Source organism: Photobacterium sp. SKA34 (genome assembly GCF_000153325.1).
In the GTDB taxonomy this organism is placed as follows: Bacteria; Pseudomonadota; Gammaproteobacteria; order Enterobacterales; family Vibrionaceae; genus Photobacterium.
Window position 1 is genome coordinate 17,565 of sequence record NZ_CH724142.1, and the last position, 20,142, is coordinate 37,706.

13 protein-coding genes and 1 pseudogene are annotated in these 20,142 nt (G+C 37.6%); 12 read left to right on the forward strand and 2 right to left on the reverse strand.

Annotated elements, in window-relative coordinates:
- The first annotated feature begins 36 nt into the window (after nucleotides 1-36).
- The 4 genes from SKA34_RS09080 to udp all read left to right on the forward strand — a co-directional run bounded on the left by SKA34_RS09080 (nucleotide 37) and on the right by udp (nucleotide 6,010).
- On the forward strand, nucleotides 37-453 hold the full coding sequence (locus SKA34_RS09080) for a CBS domain-containing protein (protein WP_006645220.1): 417 nt from the start codon (nucleotides 37-39) through the stop codon (nucleotides 451-453).
- 109 nt (nucleotides 454-562) lie between these two features.
- Entirely contained in the window at nucleotides 563-2,080 is a 1,518-nt protein-coding gene (locus SKA34_RS09085; protein WP_006645221.1) for an MATE family efflux transporter, read from the forward strand.
- A 194-nt stretch (nucleotides 2,081-2,274) separates the two neighbouring features.
- Complete coding sequence (locus SKA34_RS09090; RefSeq protein WP_006645222.1) at nucleotides 2,275-4,848, forward strand: zinc/cadmium/mercury/lead-transporting ATPase; 2,574 nt, start codon at nucleotides 2,275-2,277, stop codon at nucleotides 4,846-4,848.
- Between the two features lie 394 nt (nucleotides 4,849-5,242).
- Complete coding sequence (gene udp / locus SKA34_RS09095; protein WP_006645223.1) at nucleotides 5,243-6,010, forward strand: uridine phosphorylase; 768 nt, start codon at nucleotides 5,243-5,245, stop codon at nucleotides 6,008-6,010.
- Between the two features lie 124 nt (nucleotides 6,011-6,134).
- Here udp and SKA34_RS09100 read toward each other — a convergent pair whose 3' ends face one another.
- Nucleotides 6,135-6,614, reverse strand: coding sequence for a hypothetical protein (locus SKA34_RS09100; RefSeq protein WP_006645224.1), 480 nt, complete (start codon nucleotides 6,612-6,614; stop codon nucleotides 6,135-6,137).
- A gap of 427 nt (nucleotides 6,615-7,041) precedes the next feature.
- Here SKA34_RS09100 and SKA34_RS09105 point away from each other — a divergent pair, with 427 nt between their 5' ends.
- The 5 genes from SKA34_RS09105 to SKA34_RS09125 all read left to right on the forward strand — a co-directional run bounded on the left by SKA34_RS09105 (nucleotide 7,042) and on the right by SKA34_RS09125 (nucleotide 14,004).
- Nucleotides 7,042-7,809: an ABC transporter ATP-binding protein gene (locus SKA34_RS09105; RefSeq protein WP_039860181.1), complete on the forward strand. Its 768-nt coding sequence runs from the start codon at nucleotides 7,042-7,044 to the stop codon at nucleotides 7,807-7,809.
- 59 nt (nucleotides 7,810-7,868) lie between these two features.
- Nucleotides 7,869-8,762 carry an ABC transporter substrate-binding protein gene (locus SKA34_RS09110; protein ID WP_369750678.1) on the forward strand — a complete coding sequence of 298 codons (894 nt, stop codon included), beginning with the start codon at nucleotides 7,869-7,871 and terminating at the stop codon, nucleotides 8,760-8,762.
- Between the two features lie 6 nt (nucleotides 8,763-8,768).
- A complete protein-coding gene (gene fhuB / locus SKA34_RS09115; RefSeq protein ID WP_006645227.1) occupies nucleotides 8,769-10,757 on the forward strand; it encodes a Fe(3+)-hydroxamate ABC transporter permease FhuB in 1,989 nt (662 codons plus the stop codon).
- A 253-nt stretch (nucleotides 10,758-11,010) separates the two neighbouring features.
- Nucleotides 11,011-11,781, forward strand: coding sequence for a (2Fe-2S)-binding protein (locus SKA34_RS09120; protein WP_006645228.1), 771 nt, complete (start codon nucleotides 11,011-11,013; stop codon nucleotides 11,779-11,781).
- 63 nt (nucleotides 11,782-11,844) lie between these two features.
- Nucleotides 11,845-14,004 (forward strand): TonB-dependent receptor, encoded by a 2,160-nt coding sequence (locus SKA34_RS09125; RefSeq protein ID WP_006645229.1) that lies wholly within the window; start codon nucleotides 11,845-11,847, stop codon nucleotides 14,002-14,004.
- Nucleotides 14,005-14,091: 87 nt separating this feature from the next.
- Here SKA34_RS09125 and SKA34_RS09130 read toward each other — a convergent pair whose 3' ends face one another.
- Nucleotides 14,092-15,366, reverse strand: coding sequence for an MFS transporter (locus tag SKA34_RS09130; protein WP_006645230.1), 1,275 nt, complete (start codon nucleotides 15,364-15,366; stop codon nucleotides 14,092-14,094).
- 297 nt (nucleotides 15,367-15,663) lie between these two features.
- On the opposite strand from SKA34_RS09130, the gene SKA34_RS09135 reads away from it, so the two are divergent.
- From SKA34_RS09135 to SKA34_RS09145, 3 genes and pseudogenes are all read left to right on the forward strand, one after another.
- Nucleotides 15,664-17,448, forward strand: coding sequence for an IucA/IucC family siderophore biosynthesis protein (locus SKA34_RS09135; protein ID WP_006645231.1), 1,785 nt, complete (start codon nucleotides 15,664-15,666; stop codon nucleotides 17,446-17,448).
- A complete protein-coding gene (locus SKA34_RS09140; protein ID WP_006645232.1) occupies nucleotides 17,441-18,364 on the forward strand; it encodes a GNAT family N-acetyltransferase in 924 nt (307 codons plus the stop codon). Before SKA34_RS09135 ends, SKA34_RS09140 begins: the two co-directional genes overlap by 8 nt.
- Nucleotides 18,364-20,142 (forward strand): annotated as a pseudogene (locus SKA34_RS09145) (IucA/IucC family siderophore biosynthesis protein). The gene SKA34_RS09140 and the pseudogene SKA34_RS09145 overlap by 1 nt, the downstream one beginning before the upstream one ends.

The following is a 20,142-nucleotide window of genomic DNA, read 5'->3' on the forward strand; positions in this document are numbered from 1 at the left end:
CAGGTTTACATACTCAAAGGTAGTTTTGGGGGATACATGGAATCATTAAAAGTAAAAGATTATATGAACGTCCGCCCAGTGACATTCAGCGAATCAATGTCATTATCTGTAGCACTCGACAAGTTGCTGACAGCAAAACAAATTGGTGGACCTGTTATTAATGAATACAAGCAGGTTATCGGCTTTTTATCAGAACAAGATATGATCCATACATTACTGAAAGTGGGTTATCACTGCCAAGACTCTCATACTGTTAAAGATTGTATGCGTGATGATGTATTAACGGTCTCGAGTGATGATTCAATTATTGAATTAGCACAAATTATGACGGGTCAAAAACCTAAGATTTATCCTGTGGTTGATAATGGACAATTACTTGGTGTGATAACGCGTCGTGATGTTCTTACCGCGATCAGTACTCACTTAGGGGATTGCTTTAAACATCCACTTTAATGCTATATATTTAAGTCTTAATTGATTATGTAAAGGCGCTATTTAGCGCCTTTATTTTTTAGTTGCAAATATGGATATTCGAGCTGTTTTATAAGGTATAGAGGTTTTAGTGAAACAACATTCATCAACAGAAGCACCTGAAAACCATCAAGCTAAATTCGTTACAGGTTCACCAATGCGCCACATTGTTGTGATGTCTGGAACTGGTGCAATCGGCTTGATGGCGCTGTTTTTGGTTGATTTATTAGATATGTTTTTCATTAGCCTGTTGGGTGAAGTTGAACTGGCAGCTGCTATTGGTTTTGCAGGTACGTTAGTCTTCTTCTCTACTTCTATATCGATAGGTACATCAATTGCCTCTGGCGCACTTGTCTCGCGCGCTTTAGGTCAAAATGATCGAGGGCAGGCTAAAAGTATGGCGACGAATGTCATGTTGTTTGCTGTCTTTATTAGTATTGTAATGGTTGCAGCTATGCTGTGGAATTTGCCTCTATTACTTGATGCAATTGGTGCAAAAGGACATGTCGCAGAAGCCGCTAGCCAGTATCTGATTATTCTACTACCAAGCGCACCGTTAATGGCTGTATCTATGGCGGCAGGCGCTGCAATGCGTGGTGTGGGTGATGCTCGTCGTTCAATGATGACAACGCTGATTGGCGGTGGTGTGAATGCAGTACTTGATCCATTATTTATTTTTGGTTTTTCAATGGGCATGCAAGGTGCTGCGATATCTTCAGTTATTGCACGCCTAGCTGTGACCATCTTCTCGTTATATGTTGTTATTTATAAACATAAATTATTAGCAAAGCCTGATTTTTCTCAGTTTAAATTGGCGATGCCAACCATTGCTAAAATTGCGTTTCCTGCCATTTTAACCAATACCGCGACGCCTATTGGTAATGCGGTTGTTACAAGTAATATTGCACAATTTGGCGAGAGCTTTGTGGCAGGTTATGCCGTTATCGGGCGTATTATGCCAGTCTGCTTTGCTTTAGTTTTTTCGTTATCAGGCGCCGTTGGCCCTATTATTGGGCAAAACTTTGGTGCTGAACGCTGGGATCGTATTCAACAAATTCTACGTGATGCAATGCTCTTTACTGCAGTATATTGTGTTTTGGTGTCTATCGTTCTATGGCTAGGACAAAATCAGCTCATCGCTATCTTCAGTTTAACGGGAGATGCTGCAGAAATTGTCGGTGTGTTCTGTACCTTCATTGCTGTAACTTTTATTTTTAATGGCGCACTCTTTGTTGCCAATGCAGCATTCAACAACCTCAATCGTCCAACATGGTCAACAGCATTGAATATGGGGAAAGCAACAATAGGTACGATCCCTTTTGTACTTATTGGGGGACATCTTGCCGGTGCGAGTGGGGTGTTAATCGGCCAAGCGGTTGGCTCCGTTGTCTTTGGCTTACTGGGTTTTTATTTAGTATTAAAACAAGTTAAGAAAATGGGCTTAGCGCATGAACATCAAGATGTGGCTGATCATGAAATATTAACGCCATCTGTGCCAGTAACACCGTTCTGCTCATCTCGTACTTATATGGGAACCGAAGGGGTACTAGAAGAAGCACTGAATAGTGAACACCTTGACGATGATGTAAAAGCTGAAAAAAACAAATAATAAATACGCTCTGAATCAGACCTTATGAGTACCTGTGATTCTGGTGATGAAGCTTTAGCGGTGATAGATGAGCATATAGTATGAGTTGACTGCAAAAGCCAAACCATAAAAGTTTGGCTTTTTTTATTGACCTTAGACATTACTCCAAGGTTTATATTGACTACAGATAATCAAAGCACTCAAGGAGAACGATTATGTGTGCTCAATGTAATAATAAAAAACTGCATGTTCATGCTGCAAAACCAACAGCGGTAACAAAAGCGACAGTCACTGTTGAATCTTGTGAGTCAGCGACATGCTGTTCATCAACCGCTTCTGAGAGTGTACAAAAACACACCGAAGGTTGTGGTGAGTCTGATACCGACGGCCCTGCTTCCTGTTGCTCATCTAAGAGTGACAAAGTACTTAATGCAGCAACACTATCAGCAATAGATGCCATTCACCCAAATAAAAAACAATCAACCTTTACAGTATCTTCTATTGGTTCATCAGACACTGAAAGCGCCTCTCAACACGCGCACGTAGAGTCAGAGCACCAGCATTCAGAACATGACGACTCAAGTCATTCATCTTCAGTAAAAAGTTGTTGTTCAACGTCAACCTCATCAAAAGAGCAAGCGATTGAAGCGTCTCTAGCACAATCGGCTCACGGTCAAACATTTAGCTGGAAAGTGATAGGCATGGATTGTCCAAGCTGCGCGGCTAAATTGGAAAAATCAATTTCGAGTCTTACTGAAGTTGAAACGGTAAAAGTGATGTTTGCGACGGAAAAGCTAATCGTTAACATGCAAGCTAATCAGCAAACCGATAACAATAAATTAAAAAAACAGATTGAAGATAAAGCACAGGCAACTGGTTTTACCTTAGTGTCTAATGTTGCAGCGGCTGAAGCGTTACCAAAAAAATCATTTATTCAAGAACACTTAGAAGTCATTGTTATTGCGGCAATGATGATTGCCTCTTTCTTAATTGATAAAGTGTCACATTCATGGGGTTTAGCGGCATTTACTTTAACCACAGTTGTTGGCTTAGTGCCCATTGTGAAAAAAGCTATTAGCTTAGGTAAATCAGGTTCACCATTCTCGATTGAAACCCTAATGAGTATTGCTGCCATTGGTGCACTGTACTTAGGGGAAACCGCAGAAGCGGCAATGGTCATTTTACTGTTTTTAATTGGTGAACAATTAGAAGGGTATGCCGCATCACGTGCACGAAGTGGTGTAAAAGCATTAATGGATTTGGTGCCTGAAGATGCCAATGTAGTGCTGCCAAACGGTGAGAAGAAACAAGTTCCAGCAAGCGAGTTAAAACCCGGTGATGTGATTGAAGTCGTACCCGGTGAGCGTTTACCGGCTGATGGCCAAGTTTTAGATGTGGTCGCGAGTTTTGATGAAAGCGCGCTAACAGGGGAATCAGTACCGGTTGAACGAACACCTGGCCAGAAAGTAATGGCGGGTAGCATGGCATCAGACAAAGTGGTTCGATTAACGATTGTGTCTGCGCAAGGTGAAAATGCGATCGACCGTATTCTTCATCTCATTGAAGATGCAGAATCACGTAAAGCACCGCTAGAGCGCTTTATTGATAAATTCAGCCGTTGGTACACTCCTGCAATGATGCTATTAGCAACACTTGCCATCATTATACCGCCGCTTGTTTTTGGTCAATCATGGGATGAGTGGATTTATAAAGGTCTAGCGTTATTACTTATTGCTTGTCCTTGCGCACTTGTTATTTCAACGCCAGCAGCAATTACTTCAGGTTTAGCAGCAGCAGCGCGTCGCGGTGCATTAATCAAAGGTGGTGCTGCACTAGAACAACTTGGTCATATCGAAACTGTTGCGTTTGATAAAACAGGTACGCTAACGGAAGGTAAACCTGTGGTGACGGATTTAATTAGCTGGGATAACAATCCCGATCAATTATTACGTCAAGCTGCGGCCGTTGAATCAGGCTCGTTACACCCATTAGCAACAGCTGTGGTTAACCTTGCTCGAGAAAAATCATTATCAGTTGTTGAGGCAGAAAATCGTGAGGCACTAGCAGGTCGCGGTATCCAAGGTGTTACCGAAGGCGATAACTTTATGTTATGTGCTGCCGATCGTCTACCAGAGCAAATTGTGTTAACTGATAATCAGCAACAGCAAGCGTTAGATCTAGAAAGCGAAGGTAAAACGCTGGTGGTAGCCGTTCGTAATCAGCAAGCTGTAGGTTTGGTTGCATGGCGTGATAATTTACGAAGTGATGCTTTAGAAGCGATCACTAAGCTGAAAAGCATTGGCGTGAATTCAGTGATGCTAACGGGTGATAACCCACGTGCGGCAGCTGCGATTGCTAAAGAAATAAATATTGATTTTCGTGCAGGGCTATTACCTGAAGACAAAGTAACAGAAGTCCGTAAGCTAAGTGAGCTACATTCTGTTGCCATGGTGGGTGATGGTATTAACGATGCGCCAGCAATGAAAACAGCAACAATTGGTGTCGCGATGGGCGGTGGTACAGATGTAGCGCTAGAAACCGCTGATGCAGCAATTACGCATAACCGTGTTTCTGAACTGCCAGTGATGATTGAATTATCTCGTGCAACATTGAGCAATATTCGTCAAAACATCAGCTTAGCATTAGGTTTAAAAGCGGTGTTCCTTGTCACAACCTTATTGGGCTTTACAGGGCTTTGGGTTGCAGTACTTGCAGACAGTGGTGCAACAGCGTTAGTAACACTGAATGCATTACGTTTATTGCGCTTTAAGCCGCAGAGCGAAAAGTAAAAACTAATTGCTCTGAGCATTAGTGACTAGTCCAAACGGTATGATATGAACAATGATGTATTGTTTATCATGCCGTTTTTTTCGTTATAGGACTGGAAAACAGAGTAAAGAGTACATGCGTGAGAAAACGAATTTTTGTGATTTCGGCAATAAGATATCGTTTTCGTGTGATTAAGATCGTATTTTTGTGTAACGAATTTTTAAATTGCTTTTTGTTGGTGTGACAGTGCTCACTAAAAGTAGTTGAATCATTGGTTATTGTTACCACGTGTTTTTGATAGAGCATGTTGCAGTTTGTTTGACTCTTTCTATCAAAAAATTGATTAAAATAGTAATAACTCATAAGAATCACTCTGAACCTACAACAGAGCTGTTTAAATTAAAGGGTAACATTATGTCTGATAATAAAGTCTTCCACTTAGGTGTTAATAAAGCTGATCTTAATGGTGCAGAATTAGCGATTATTCCCGGTGATCCAGCACGTGTTGAGAAAATTGCAAACTTAATGGATAACCCTGAGTTTTTAGCTAGCTCTCGTGAGTATACTGTATTTCGCGCTAAATTAGACGGTAAATCAGTGGTTGTGTGTTCAACGGGTATCGGCGGTCCATCAACCTCTATTGCTGTTGAAGAATTAGCACAACTAGGTGTAACAACCTTCCTACGAGTGGGAACAACAGGTGCAATTCAGCCTAACATTAACCCAGGCGACATGATCGTAACGACAGGCTCAGTGCGTTTAGATGGTGCAAGTTTGCACTTCGCACCAATGGAGTTCCCAGCTGTTGCTGACTTCGGTGTTGCAACTGCAATGAAACAAGCATGTGATGATGAGCATGCAGTAGTACACACAGGTGTAACAGCATCAAGTGATACGTTCTACCCAGGTCAAGAGCGTTACGACACGTTCTCGGGTCGCGTAGTTCGTCGTTTCCAAGGCTCAATGAAAGAGTGGCAAGAAATGGGCGTGCTTAACTTTGAAATGGAATCAGCAACGCTATTAACTATGTGTGCAAGCTCCGGTTTACGTGCGGGTTGTGTAGCGGGTGTTATTATTAACCGTACACAAAAAGAGACACCAGATCACGCAACACTAAAAGAAACCGAAGCAAAATCAATTAAGATCGTGGTAGAAGCTGCACGTAAAATACTGGCTGAATAAGATTTAATTCTTAAAAATATATATTAAAAAGCCGCTCTTAGGAGCGGCTTTTTATTTTCAATAATACTGTCATGAATAAAAAGGTTTAAATAAAATGGGTTATGATATGAAAATTCTTTTTAGATTAAACGGCAAAGTCTAGAGAAATATAAAAAGTATCAAGTTGAGACATATTACGTGTTTTCCAAACTCTTCTTGTATCATGAACTCTGTAACCAAATTCAGTATTAAAGTTCTTATTGATTCGATAATTAATCCCTGTCTGTGCGCCTAAAATAAGATCATCTTTGCTCGATTCTGCAATTTGGACTCCCGTACTCGCACCAATAAATCCTCGCCAATCTCCACTCTTCGTAAAGGGTACTAAGTAGTCATAAGACGCTACAAAGTTGTAGAGTTCTTTTTTTATCTCAAGGTAGCCATAGAGCCGGTGGTTATCGTTAATATTAGCGCCGATCCTTACACTTGGATTAAAATCCCAACGATTGTTGATACTACTGACACCATCATTAATACCGACACCAATAAATGCTTGTGGTTCTGAGGCTTGGACAGACATACTGGCAAATAAGCCAAATAAAACAGGTGCAAATTTTAATTTCATTCTTCCTCCAAATTATTTAGAGGACAATACATTATTCGCTAAAGGGATGCTGAGGGTTTGTGTAAGATAATGTTAATGCGATTAATTGATCTGTTAGTCTATTTTTATTATTTGTTTTACTTCAACCAAACTTGAGGTTTTATGCTTTCACTACATCAATTTTGTTGGTGGCGAGATAACAGAAATAAAGTAAGAAATCAGCGATGAGAAAATTTGTTGATAAAGGGGGGCGTTTAGAATTATGTATGTAAAACTTATTTTGAAAGATTCACCACTTAAAATAGTCTCTAACTCAAACACTAAATTGGCTCAACATCACACAATGTAATATAAATGACCATGATATTGATTATCATTTGCGTTTAAACCTTGTTCTGTCATGATATGCTACATTAACTCTTTATTTGTGTGTTTTTTGCTTATTATGATGTTTAGCTTAGACAATGTATCTTTCTGTATTAAAGACAAAATAATACTTCATCCTCTTTCTTTGGAAATAGAAAAAGGGAAATTTACTACTTTTCTAGGTCACAATGGTTGTGGTAAATCGACACTCGTTAAATTACTCAGCAAACAAAATAGACCGACAAATGGTACAGTTTATTTACAATCAAAACCGATAGAGCAAACTACACCTAAAGAATTTGCTCAAAGTGTCGCTTATTTGCCTCAACATCCACCTGTTACGGAAGGTATCACTGTTAAAGAGTTAGTGGAGTTTGGTCGTTACCCATGGAAAGGTGTCATGGGACGTTATACGGCTGAGGACCATCATTTTGTGAATGAAGCTATTCTCAAGGTTGGATTAGATAATATGAAAAACCGCTTTGTTAGCACTTTGTCTGGTGGTGAGAGGCAAAGAGCTTGGGTTGCAATGTTATTGGCCCAACAAAGTGAGTGTATTGTTCTAGATGAGCCGACTTCTGCATTAGATGTTGCCCACCAATTCGAGCTATTGAAACTTATTCGTCAACTAAATTGCGAACTCGGTTTAACTGTTGTGACCGTGTTGCATGATATCAATATGGCATCCAGGTTTAGTGATACTCTTATTGCATTGCATTCTGGAAAGCTTCTTTTTAAAGGTTCTTCAACAGAAATGATGGAAACGTCAGTTCTCGAGAGTGTATATGGTGTCAAACTTGGTTTGTTTGAGCACCCTTTATCAGGTCAGCCAATAAGTTTTGTTCTATGAAACATTTCGTTGAATGCTAAAAGAATATTTATTTTATGTTTTTATATTCGTAAATTAAGGTGAGTATTTTGCGAGTTATTATTTCTATTTTACTTTTATTGAGCTCAAATTGCTTTGCTGAAATATTTAATCATGAAATGGGAAAAGTTGAATTTAATAAAACACCTAAAAAAGTGGTCGCATTGGATTGGGTTATGGCTGAGACACTCCTTTCTTTAGGTGTTATTCCATATGCTGTCGCAGATTCCGACGGATATAGAAAGTGGTTACAGGTTCCTAAATTACCAGATAGTGTTATTAATCTTGGTTCACGTAGGGAGCCAAATTTGGAATTGCTCAGTGAGATAAAACCAGACTTAATTTTAATGAGTGATCAATTAGCGCCAGTATTACCAAAGTTACAAGTTATTGCACCAACGATGGTTTTTACCGCTTATAATAATGATAAAAGTCCGATCTTAAAATTGAATAAAATATCCCTTAAATTAGGGCGGGTATTAAAGAAAGAAAAAGAAGCTCAAAATCTAGTTAATAAAACAGAAAAAGTATTTACAAAAAACGGAAAGCGATTAAAAGGAATCGGATTTAATAAGGAAATATTAATTGTTCGCTTCCTTGACGAATCACATCTTAGGGTGCATGGGGAAAACTCTCTATTAGGAAATGTTCTTAAAGAAATGCACTTAAATAATGCTTGGCAAAGCTCAACGAACCAGTGGGGCTTTTCTTCAATCAGTTTAGAAAAACTTGCCCCGTTACAAAAATCCTTTTTGGTTTATTTAGGTCCGATGAGTAAATCAAAAAAAGATTTAGTCTTTAATACACCAATATGGAATGCGTTGGCATTTAAACGTGAAAATAGATGTCATGAACTAAAAACAATGTGGACATTTGGAGGATTAGAATCCGCTCAAAACTTTAGTAATAAATTAACTCAGTTATTTATCAAATAAAATATTATGACTAGTAAAGCAATTAATAATAAAGTGAAAATTAAGACTAGCAATATTGGACTTATAGTTGGCGTAATAATAACTACTTTTCTTGTGTCTTATAATGCACCTTACTCTTTGTCTTTTAGTGAATGGATTTCTGCAATCTTTTCACCGAATAATGAAGATTACAGACAGCTTATTGTGCACTATAGTTTTCTTCCTCGCTTAAGTATTGCTTTAGTATGTGGGGCAGGGCTCGCAGCTGCTGGTTCAATGATGCAATATGTTCTTCGCAATCCATTAGCCTCTCCGATGACACTTGGTGTTGCTGCTGGTTCCGAATTGGGTGTGTTAATTGGAACTTTATTTATTCCTTCACAGTTACAACAGTTTAACTTTGTTTTTGCTTTCATCGGCGGTTTATTTGCAACAGGATTAGTTTTTTTACTTAGTGCTCGAAAAGGCTTTTCTCCTTTCCAGCTCGTTCTTTCCGGTATGGTTGTAAGTTTGTTTATTGGTTCACTTAATATGATGTTGCTGTTAGTGAACGAAAACCAACTAACGAGTGTCTTTATTTGGGGAGCTGGTGCTTTAGATCAAACAGATTGGAGCAAAGTCCAATTAGTAACTTTACTCATCGGTTTTCCTTGGATAGCTTTATTTCTTTTAATAAGACCACTTTCAATTTTACAGTTAGGAGAGTCGATTGCATCAGCGATTGGTGTTCGTGTTATTGTTTTAAGAGTATTGGCATTATCTTTATCTGTTTTCATTACATCTTCAATCGTTAGTCAAGTTGGTATTATAGGTTTTGTCGGTTTAGTCGCGCCAGTGTTGGCTAAAATGCTTGGTGCTCGTAAGCTGTTTACCAGATTAGTCTTAAGTACTTTCTTAGGTGCAGCAATACTGCTGTTTGCCGATTTGTGCTCGATGATTTTTTCGAATCTCGAGGGAAACTTACTACCCACAGGTGCTGTAACGGCTTTAATCGGTTCCCCATTTCTTATTTGGATAATTCACCGCAATACTTTTCCATCCAGTTTTCGTGCTGAAGAGCAAGAAGAGAAAACGTATGTAAGTTATCAATTTAAAAATGTAGTTATTGTACTGGCATGTGTTGGTACTATTGTCTTCATTGGCTCTCTTACCATAGGTAAAAGTGCTCTAGGGTGGCTATTTACGTTTTCAAATGTTGTATATGATCTTCGATTACCTAGAGCTTTAGTGGCTTTTTTTGTTGGTGTTGCACTTGCCTTAGCAGGTACTATTATCCAACGTATTACACGTAATGGGATGGCAAGCCCTGAAGTGTTGGGGGTTAGTGCTGGATCTGCTTTAGCTTTAGTTTTGGTAACATTATTGGGCTTCCACATCTCAAGAACGAGTCAGCTTTTAGTGTGTGCAATAGGGGCATTACTAGTAATTAGCGTGATTGGGTTAACCACCAGAAAGGAGGGGTTTTCACCGGCGAAGGTATTACTTACAGGTATCGGTTTAAGTGCTGGTCTCGATGCCATAATCAGAATTGCCATGGCTTCCGGACAGGATAATGTAAAAGGGCTACTAAATTGGATGTCTGGTTCGACTTATCTGGCATCATTATCTGACTTTTATCTTATATTTTCTGTTACTGGAGCCGTTAGCATCCTCCTAATCTTATGTCATCGTTGGCTAGATATCATAGCACTTGGTGATATATCAGCTTGCTCCGTTGGAGTTCCTCTTAAAAATGCTAGGAAAGTACTTTTTCTTTTAGCTGCAATACTTACAGCGGTCGCAACCATTGTTATGGGACCTTTGAGCTTTATTGGGTTACTTGCTCCTCACATGGCACGATCTTTAGGGCAATATCAGTCTAGAAGACAATTAATTGTCGCTTCGATTGTTGGCGGAAATATCATGATGCTTGCTGATTGGGCTGGCCGCAATATTTGGTTTCCTTGGCAGTTTCCTGCGGGGTTATTAGCCTCAGTTATTGGTGGAGCTTATTTTATTTATTTAATAAGAAAATAGCAGCTTTAAGGTTAAGGATATATTTCGTTTTTTTCTAAAGAGTAATGATAATAGCTAATTATTAATTTAAATCATAAAGAATTTATTTAGCTATATAAAAACGAAAACTATTGCACTAGCAGATGGTAATAATTATCATTATCGAATGCTGGTGCAATATTGCTCATATTCTTTCTTCAACCAGAGAGAAATATGACAATCTTATAAATATTAACCCGCATTTAATATGTGGTAAAAAAGAGGTGGATTTAAAATGTTTTCTCAATTGCGTGATTTTATCCCTAATAATTCAGAAAATATAAATCTCGATTCTTTATTACTCTCTATAAATATTGATTGGCAATGGAAAGAACAAACTTCAAATAACATTGTTCCTCTCTCTCATTTTATAAAAGATGAAAAGTTTCTACTTGATTTGGCGATAGATATTAAGAAAGAAGTTAGGGCTCCAACATTAAAAGTTGCAGCATCTCTACTTCAAAAGCAATGGCTGAATAAAATTATATCTTTGGTTGTAGCTGTATTTAACCTATCAGGAATAAAGCCACAGCAATGCCTCGACTTTTTAATTGTAGATTTGAATGATAAAGAGTGGGGCTGGATAGACTCTCCTTATCAAAAACAGGGTAGAGATTTTCATGATTGGTTAAATAGTTTGCTTATTTCACTTTGTTCTACTTTTAAGCAAGTTTTTAACTTACCACCACGTATTTTTTGGGGGAATGCTGCTTTGGCTGTTGCTTCTCCTTGGAGTCAAATTTCGTTAAAGAGTGAAAGAGGAAGTGACCTTGCAGAGGATGCTCGCTTTTTCTTTTCTTATCTATGTATTGAATTACAAGATGCTATTGAGTGGCTGGAAATATCTCAATCAGAACGCTCTTTCTGTACTCCTCGCCGCCGCAGTTGTTGCCTTAAATATACTTTACCCGGCAACGAGTCCTCTCTATGTGGCACTTGTAACAGACGTTCTTACCATGAACAAAAGCAATTACTTATTCATAAATCTATTAAAAATATGAAATAAGAAACTTAATAAGTCAGAAAGTAATCAGGGAGAAGTAAGTTGAAAAGTAGTAGTAAATTCATAATGACCCCAATAGCGGTATTTGTTGCAGTTTCAGCATTACCAGTTGCCGCTAAAAATATCAATTCAAAAGATATACAAACAATGGATACTGTTGTTGTTACAGGAAGTTCGCCTAAGAGTATCAATGATATACCCGGATCGGTATGGGTTGTAAATGGAATGGATATTGAGGAAGAGTATAAAGGAGGGAAAGATCTTTCGGCTATACTATCATCGAAAGTACCAGCTCTGGATATCGGTAGTGGAGGTCGTACGAGCTATGGACAAAACTTACGTGGTCGTAAGATGCTCGTAATGATTGATGGTGTTTCTCTTAATTCTTCTCGCTCTATTAGTCGCCAACTCGATTCTATTGATCCTTTTAATATTGATAAGGTTGAAATCCTCTCGGGGGCTACGTCTGTTTATGGTGCAGGTGCAACGGGTGGAGTTATCAATATCATCACCAAGAAAGGCGAAAGTGGTAAGACTCGATTTGAAAGTTATGTCAGTACATCTTCTGGTTTTAATGCTAGTGATGATTACGACTATAAGTTAGCTCAGTCAATAAGTGGCGGAACCGACAATATGTTTGGTCGAGTATCGGTTGTGTACGGTAAAAATAATGGTTTTTATGATGCGAAAGGAACCATAGTAACGCCAGACACAACTCAGGGTTCACTTCAATTTAATGATATGGTTGACTTGCAGGCAACAACGACCATCATGCCTGATGATGACAAAACAATTACCTTCTTAGCACAGTATTATAATAGTCAGCAAGACAGTCCTTACGGTTTATATTTTGGTAAAGACTTTGAAGATGCATCAGATCCAGAAGTAAGAGAGGGGTTCGACTCTGATCGTAATATGGGTACTGAACGTTATATGTTTAATGCTCAGTATCACGACGCTGATATATTGGGACACGAATTATTACTTCAAGGTTCTTACCGAAAAGAAGTATTAACTTCTACACCTTATTTTTATGGAGATTATTTAGCGGCTTCAGAACAGACAACAGATGTTGTAAGCATGCGAGCTGCTATGATCAAATCATTTGAAAAAGCGAAATTAACATATGGCTTCGAAGGATATATAGATAAATTAAAAAGTGATCAGGCTATCTTTGATCAAAGCACAAGCTTCGAAACTGGTGGCTTAGTAAATAAAACATCTGACCTTATTGGTCGTTATCCTGGGACCGAAGTTCAAGGACTTGCTGCTTTTATACAGGGTAGTTATGACATTACGGATGCATGGAAGTTGGAAGCTGGATATCGCTATCAGTATGTTAACAATAAAATTAATGATTTTGTAAAGGCAAGCATTCAAAAAGAGATTGCAATGGGTAACGGTACTTCTGCCGATATGCTGCCTGGTGGCGAAAATAACTATGGATTAGGGTTATTTAATATAGGCACGATTTACAAGTTAACTGATAAAAGTCAAGTATGGGCAAACTTCTCACAAGGATATGATCTTGCAGATCCTGCCAAGAATTATGGTAGAGGAGATTATACTTTAATTGGTGATCATTGGACGTTAGATAGCGCACCTGATATCAATAATTCAACTCAAGCGGGTATCAAAACTGATAGTTATGAGATTGGTATGCGACAAGAACTAGGAGATTTTACTTGGCAAGGTGCTGCCTATTACTCATATTCGAATAAGAGAACAAAAATTAATTCAGATTTCACAATTGATCTTATCAATGATCCTAAACGAGTTTATGGTTTGGAAGCAGATGTATCGTATTGGCTAAGCCAGAACTGGCAAGCTGGGGTTTCGGGTAATTTAGTTAAATCTGAACAGAAAAATACAGAATCTGGAAAGTGGGAAAAGATGAGTGCCGCTGATGCGAGCGCATCTAAAGCAGGTGCTTGGCTTGGCTGGTATGAGGACTCTTATTCAGTGAAATTACAGAGTCAGACATTATTTAATTTATCGGATGACCAAGGACAGAGTATTGATGGATACACACTATTTGACTTAGTTGGATCCGTTGATCTACCAAAAGGAACGTTAGGGTTTGGTATTCAGAATCTTTTAAATGAAGAGTACACAACGATATGGGGGCAACGTGCCACATTCCTTTATAATACAAACCCTGCATCTATGTTTGATTATAAAGGGCGAGGAAGAACCTTTAGCTTAAATTACTCATTACGCTACTAATTGTAATTACTTGCGGCAGTTTTAAACTGCCGTATTTATATCGAGGTTTTAAATACCCCCCAAAGATAGAATATCTTCACCAAATTATTAATATATATCCACATCTTTATCTTTCTTTATTTTTCCTGCGTATTTAGCTGCAAAAATACAACATATTCCACCAGAGAGTACACACAAAATTAAAGGATACTTAGCGCCAAACTCACTTGTTACTGCAAGTAAAGCTGCAATACCGTAACCGCATGTGTGAGCCATTGTAATATAACCAGAACTTATGCCATGCTGGCCTTGTGATATTTCTGACGCTTTACTTGTATAGGCTGGTACAAGTAAGGCATTGCCGAAAGCAACAAAGATCATGGCGATAAAAAATAAGATCCATGATGAGGATAGAAATATCGTATATCCGAGAAAGATTGAAAAAGCGCCTAATTGATACATTTGTGCAATATTAAGCTTTTTAGATTTAACTATAAATAGTTGCGCCAGCAGAGAGATCGCAGCTGCAAGTGTAAGAATATATCCGACTAAATCAGAAATACGTTCTGCTTTTAAATTAGTTATTTCAGATAAAGCGGGAGAAAGAACGTAATAGAGCAATGCGAGTGCAGCGCTAGCACTTAGTGCTGTGGTAAGGTAAGGCAGATATCGCTTCGAGTGACTTACTGACAATATTGTCTCATTCTGTTTTTTCTTTTTTTGATAAGGAGGAGAAGGCAGTGTACTTGTGATAAATAACATAACTATAGGTAGTAAAGTTAAGAGGATTAACGGAGCAATAGCACTTACTTTCAATGCAGCAATAGCCACAATAGGACCTAGTAAACGCCCAGTACTTAGGCCTGCACTAACTGTAGTGATGGCTTCAAGCCTTTTATCTTCTCCCAATATTAATATTGCCCAATGTTGTGTCGCTGGCACCATTCCTGACACAGTTAAACCATAAATAACTCGTCCTAAACAGAGGCAACTTATTATCCAAATAGAATTAAGGTTAGTTTTACTTCCTAAAAAAGAAAAAACACTGAGTATGAAAAAGCATGCTGTAAAACCTGCTAAAGATTGGATAACAACTGACTTAGGACCATTAATATCACTATAACGTCCCCAAAAAGGCGCGGAGGGGAGAAATAAAATACTTCCTATCGAGATAATTATCGACCAAGTTGAAAGGTTAATTCCCGTTTTATCAACTAATAGTGGAAGAGATACCAGTAATCCATTTTGCCCAATTCCCATCAAAGTAGGTATGACAGCAATAAAAAGTAGAGGTAACTTTGATGAACTTTTTTGATATTTATGTAGATACATCATAAACCAATTAATATTAAAGTTATCGGCCCAGAGTAAGTTATAAATCACATAAAATGCAAATGATAATCACTATCATTTGATGTTTTTTATTTTAATAGGGAATTTAACAACACAAAAATGAATTAATTTTATTTACATATACCTTTTAGGTTTTTTAGTCCGAAGGGAAAACATTCTCCCTATAAAAATAAGTGTTATTTTTGGGTGCAATTTAATGCATATTTTGTTTTTTTGTGACCGATATCTCAATAGATGATGAATAAACCAATAAATCACAATTGAAAACGTAAATGATAATCATTATCTTTTACATCATTGGTTTTTAAGGTGGTTTGGAATTACGAAATGCTTAAAACATTTAATGATATTGCGTCAGCCTGTTTTTTAAATTCCTTACAGAGAGAGTCTTCATCTCTTTATTACGTTACTCAACCCGAAGGTAGTTGTCATTTACACATTCCTTTAGAGCAAGATAAATATATTCTTGTCCCTGTACACTATTTTTCATCTTTAGGTATTAGTGAGTACAGGTGGCCTGCTTTCCTAATCTCTGGTCAAGAAAGAGTGGAAATTAGTTTTCGCCAAGTTGTAGAGATAATCATAAATAATAAGAAGCTCGTAGGTGACCAAACAAATAGCAATAAACTGAAATTTATTGAGAGAGTGATGGAAAGCCATGCAAATACACATGCTGCTATATCAAGGATATCTTCTTTCAACTCTTTATTTGATGGGGCGCTAAAATTCGAAAATGCGGAACAGGGCCTCTTGGCTGGGCACTCTGTTCATCCTGCACCAAAGAGTCGCGAACAATTTAGCGAGGAAGATGCAAGCCTATTTACTCCTGAATTTCAGAGTTGCTTTCCACTCCGGTGGTTTGCTGTTTCAAGACAATTAGTCCTTAAGGACAGTGCTGGAAAGGACAGCGCAACAGCTCTTTTAGGAAAAGTCTTGGCTGTTGATAATAAACTACGCAAAGCCTTACTTGGAAAAATACCAGAGGGTTTTTGTCTATTCCCTGTTCATCCATGGCAGAGTAAAGTGCTATTGAAGCGTGCCGATATAAAGGAATATATCAAGAACAATCAATTGATTGATTTAGGTGACCATGGCACTAATTGGCTTCCTACATCTTCAACTCGAAGTCTTTATAGTCCGGGTCTTCCGCTGATGCTGAAGTTTTCATTGAGTGTTAAATTGACTAACTCAATAAGAACTATGTCTGAAAAAGAAGTTCGAAGGGGTCTTCGTCTGAAGACCATTGTTGAAGCGGATGAATTTCAGGCGAAAACAAATAAATATACCGGCTTCACTATTATGCAGGAGCCAGCTTTTCTAGGAATTATAGGAATAGATGGAAAAGTAATTGAAGAGTCTTTAGTTTCCCTAAGAGATAACGTTATCAAAGATACACCTGAACAAGAAGCTGTTGTTCTTGCCACCTTATGTCAACAACACCCAACGGGTAAAAATAGTTTATTAGCTTCGCGCGTATCTTATCTTGCGAAGCGTAAATCAATTTCGCTATCTGAGGCTGCTCTGAAATGGTTTGAACAATATTGCCAACACGCAGTAGTGCCACTTTTTGATATGCAGGCTAATCATGGCATTGTCTTTCTTGCGCACCAACAAAATATTGTTATGAAGCTTGAAGATGGTTTACCTGTGGGGATGTACTTTAGAGATTGCCAAGGCACAGGGTATACGGATATAGCGTATAAATTGTATCCAGAGTATTTAATTGATGATGCTTTCGATCGTGAAAACTATTGGGATGAGAGTAAGGTTAAACGTTATTTTCCTTATTATCTAATAATAAACTCTACGTATAATGTTATTTCAGCATTGGCATCTCGTTGTAATATTTTAGAAGAAAGTTTAATAAATATATTAAGAAATAGCCTTAAATCATTAAGAGCTGACGGAGTCAATGATAGAAGTTGTTTAAATTATGTACTTGATAGTCCAACATTATGCTGTAAAGGTAATTTCTTTTGTTATTTGCAAAATTTAAATGAGAATTCAATTCCTGAACCTTCGGTAATTTATTTTGATCTTCCTAATCCCTTATTTAAAGAAAAAGATAAGATTTTTAATAATGGAAATAATGAGGAGTTAAGTCTTGTCTAATCTCATGTTTAATTGGATTGAAATCAAAAATAATACACCAAAAGAGTCTTCTTTATTAATTGAAAATCCGCCTACTTCTCAACTAGATGCAAATACATTAATTAGTGAGTTTGATAAGTTATTTTCAAGTTATCCGAATATAGAAAGTATTAAATTTAGTAAGGATAGTTGGCCTAAAATAGTTGATATTCTTCCTGAGTGTAGATTGTTTAATGAAAATACTCTATATCGTCAGGTATTTTATCAATTACCAATTACAGGTATTCGTCACCTGCCATCGGATCGCTTTCCGTTCCAAATGGAACAAAGTAATTCAGCGGTAAAATATCATCCTGTTAGGCCTAATAAGCCGAAAGGAACAATTTATAGTCGATGGGATTATAGATTAGGAAAATTAGTTTCCTTCAGAGTGATTGATCCTCAAGTCGACACTAAGCTATTTACCAAATGGATGAATAATCCTCGTGTTGCAAATTTTTGGGAACAAGCGTGGCCGGAAGAAAAACAAGCTGAATATATAAATAAACAGCTTAGAGATCCTCATATACTTCCACTCGTTGCTGAATTTGATGATAATGCCTTTGGTTATATCGAGCTTTATTGGGTAAGTGAGGATCGATTAGGTAAATACTATGGTGTTCATCCTTTTGACAGAGGTATTCACCTTTTAGTAGGAGAAGAAAAATTTCGTGGCGCAATGTTTTTTGATAGTTGGATGCGTGCAATTAGCCACTACATATTTCTTGATGACTGCCGAACAAAGAGAATTGTTTTAGAACCTCGAAACGACAATCACCGTTTATTTAATCGAATTTCTCAAGTTGGTTATAAAAAACTATTTGAGTTTGACTTTCCCCATAAACGTTCTGCTCTATTAATGCTTAATAGAGAGAGCTTCTATAAGGAGCAATGGTAATGAACCAAAAAGCGATAAAGCGTTTCTGGTCTAGAGCAAATAGAGAATTAGTTGCCAAAATGATCAGTGAATTTGATTATGAGTAGGCTTTTTTAATTCAATCCACTGTAGGAAAAAGAAACCATTATTATCTACAACTTCAAAGTGGGGTTCGTTATGATTTTTATGGCACTAGAAATATTTGGGGCCAAGTAAATATAAAAGAAGAAACCGTTACCAGAAATAACGATGTAGATAGTACATATGATATTGCCGCAGACCAATTTATTATTGATGCCCGAATTGATCTTGACATGTTAGATGAAGGAATAGCAGAACACCTTGAGGATCTTTATGCAACATTATCTGCTGATTGTGAAATTATTTATTTAAAAGATTCTCTGAAAGCTGAAGATATTACAAATCTATCTTGTGAAAAGCAGCAACGTTTCTTAAGTGGGCATCCAAAATTTGTTTTTAATAAAGGACGTAGAGGATGGGGAATTGGAGATCTTCAAAAGTATTCACCTGAAGCTGCTAATACGTTCCAACTTGGATGGTTAGCTGTTCATCATGAGTTAATAAATGTAGCTGTTTCAACAGACATAAATTGGCAAGTGTTGATTGATTCCGCAATGGATGAAAATTCTCATGCTGGATTAAAGGCTGAATTAGGGAAGAAAAACTTATTAGTTAAAGACTATTATCTTGTCCCTGTACATCCTTGGCAGTGGGATCAAAAGTTATCTATTTTATTTTCTTCCGAGATTGCTTTGGAAAAAGTCGTGTACTTAGGGATTGCAGGCCATAAGTATTTACCTCAACTGTCGTTGCGAACGTTAACCAACATGAGCAACGTTGGTGGATATGATATTAAACTTCCTTTAACAATCATGAATACATCCTGCTACAGAGGGATTCCTGAGCGTTACATTCTTGCTGGTCCAGATGCATCTAATTGGCTTCGTGATGTATTTGAAGATGATCCTTTTTTAAAGCAAAGTGGAGCTGAGATTTTAAGAGAGCCCGCCAGTGCTTTCATTAGTCAAAATAAGTATAAGCATTTAAAAAAAGCGCCTTACCGTTATCATGAATTATGTGGAGTGATCTGGCGTGAAGCTGCATCTACTAAATTATGTTGTGGTGAACAGGCATTATTAATAGCGGCTTTAATGGAGCGAGATGGCAATGGGAAACCATTACTCGAAAATTATATTGAGAGGTCGGGATTAAATGCAGATGAGTGGCTACGTTTATTATTTAAAGTAGTCGTCGTTCCGCTTTATCATTTACTAGTGAAATATGGCGTATCACTGATTGCACACGGACAAAATATAACTCTTGTTATTAAAGATATGATACCACAACGCATATTATTGAAGGATTTTCAGGGCGATATGCGTCTAATAGATAAAGACATACCAGAGCAGGCGGATTTACCTGAGTCTGTAAAAAAAGCAACAGTTCGACTTTCAGAGTCATTAATTATTCATGATTTGCAAACAGGGCATTTTGTAACAGTCTTAAGATTTATCTCGCCAATTGCTGCAGAGCTTGGCGTAAGTGAGCATCAATTTTATCAAATATTAGGGCATGAATTAATTGATTATATGAATGCTCACCCCGAGCTTAAAAATAGATTTGAACTATTAAGTTTGTTTGAACCCCGAATGCTTAGAATTGGACTTAACCTTGCAAAATTTCGACATGAGACCGATAACAGTTCAACTCGAATGTTACCAGAAATGGATGAGCAAATAGATAACCCGTTGTACATGGCCTTGCATTTAGAAGGATAA

What these genes read in the sequence shown, in the direction of transcription:
- SKA34_RS09125 (WP_006645229.1), top strand. Translation starts at nt 11,845, where the DNA reads ATGACCCCAATAGCGGTATTTGTTGCAGTTTCAGCATTACCAGTTGCC.
- SKA34_RS09120 (WP_006645228.1), top strand. Translation starts at nt 11,011, where the DNA reads ATGTTTTCTCAATTGCGTGATTTTATCCCTAATAATTCAGAAAATATA.
- SKA34_RS09135 (WP_006645231.1), top strand. Translation starts at nt 15,664, where the DNA reads ATGCTTAAAACATTTAATGATATTGCGTCAGCCTGTTTTTTAAATTCC.
- udp (WP_006645223.1), top strand. Translation starts at nt 5,243, where the DNA reads ATGTCTGATAATAAAGTCTTCCACTTAGGTGTTAATAAAGCTGATCTT.
- SKA34_RS09105 (WP_039860181.1), top strand. Translation starts at nt 7,042, where the DNA reads ATGTTTAGCTTAGACAATGTATCTTTCTGTATTAAAGACAAAATAATA.
- SKA34_RS09090 (WP_006645222.1), top strand. Translation starts at nt 2,275, where the DNA reads ATGTGTGCTCAATGTAATAATAAAAAACTGCATGTTCATGCTGCAAAA.
- fhuB (WP_006645227.1), top strand. Translation starts at nt 8,769, where the DNA reads ATGACTAGTAAAGCAATTAATAATAAAGTGAAAATTAAGACTAGCAAT.
- SKA34_RS09100 (WP_006645224.1), bottom strand. Translation starts at nt 6,614, where the DNA reads ATGAAATTAAAATTTGCACCTGTTTTATTTGGCTTATTTGCCAGTATG.
- SKA34_RS09080 (WP_006645220.1), top strand. Translation starts at nt 37, where the DNA reads ATGGAATCATTAAAAGTAAAAGATTATATGAACGTCCGCCCAGTGACA.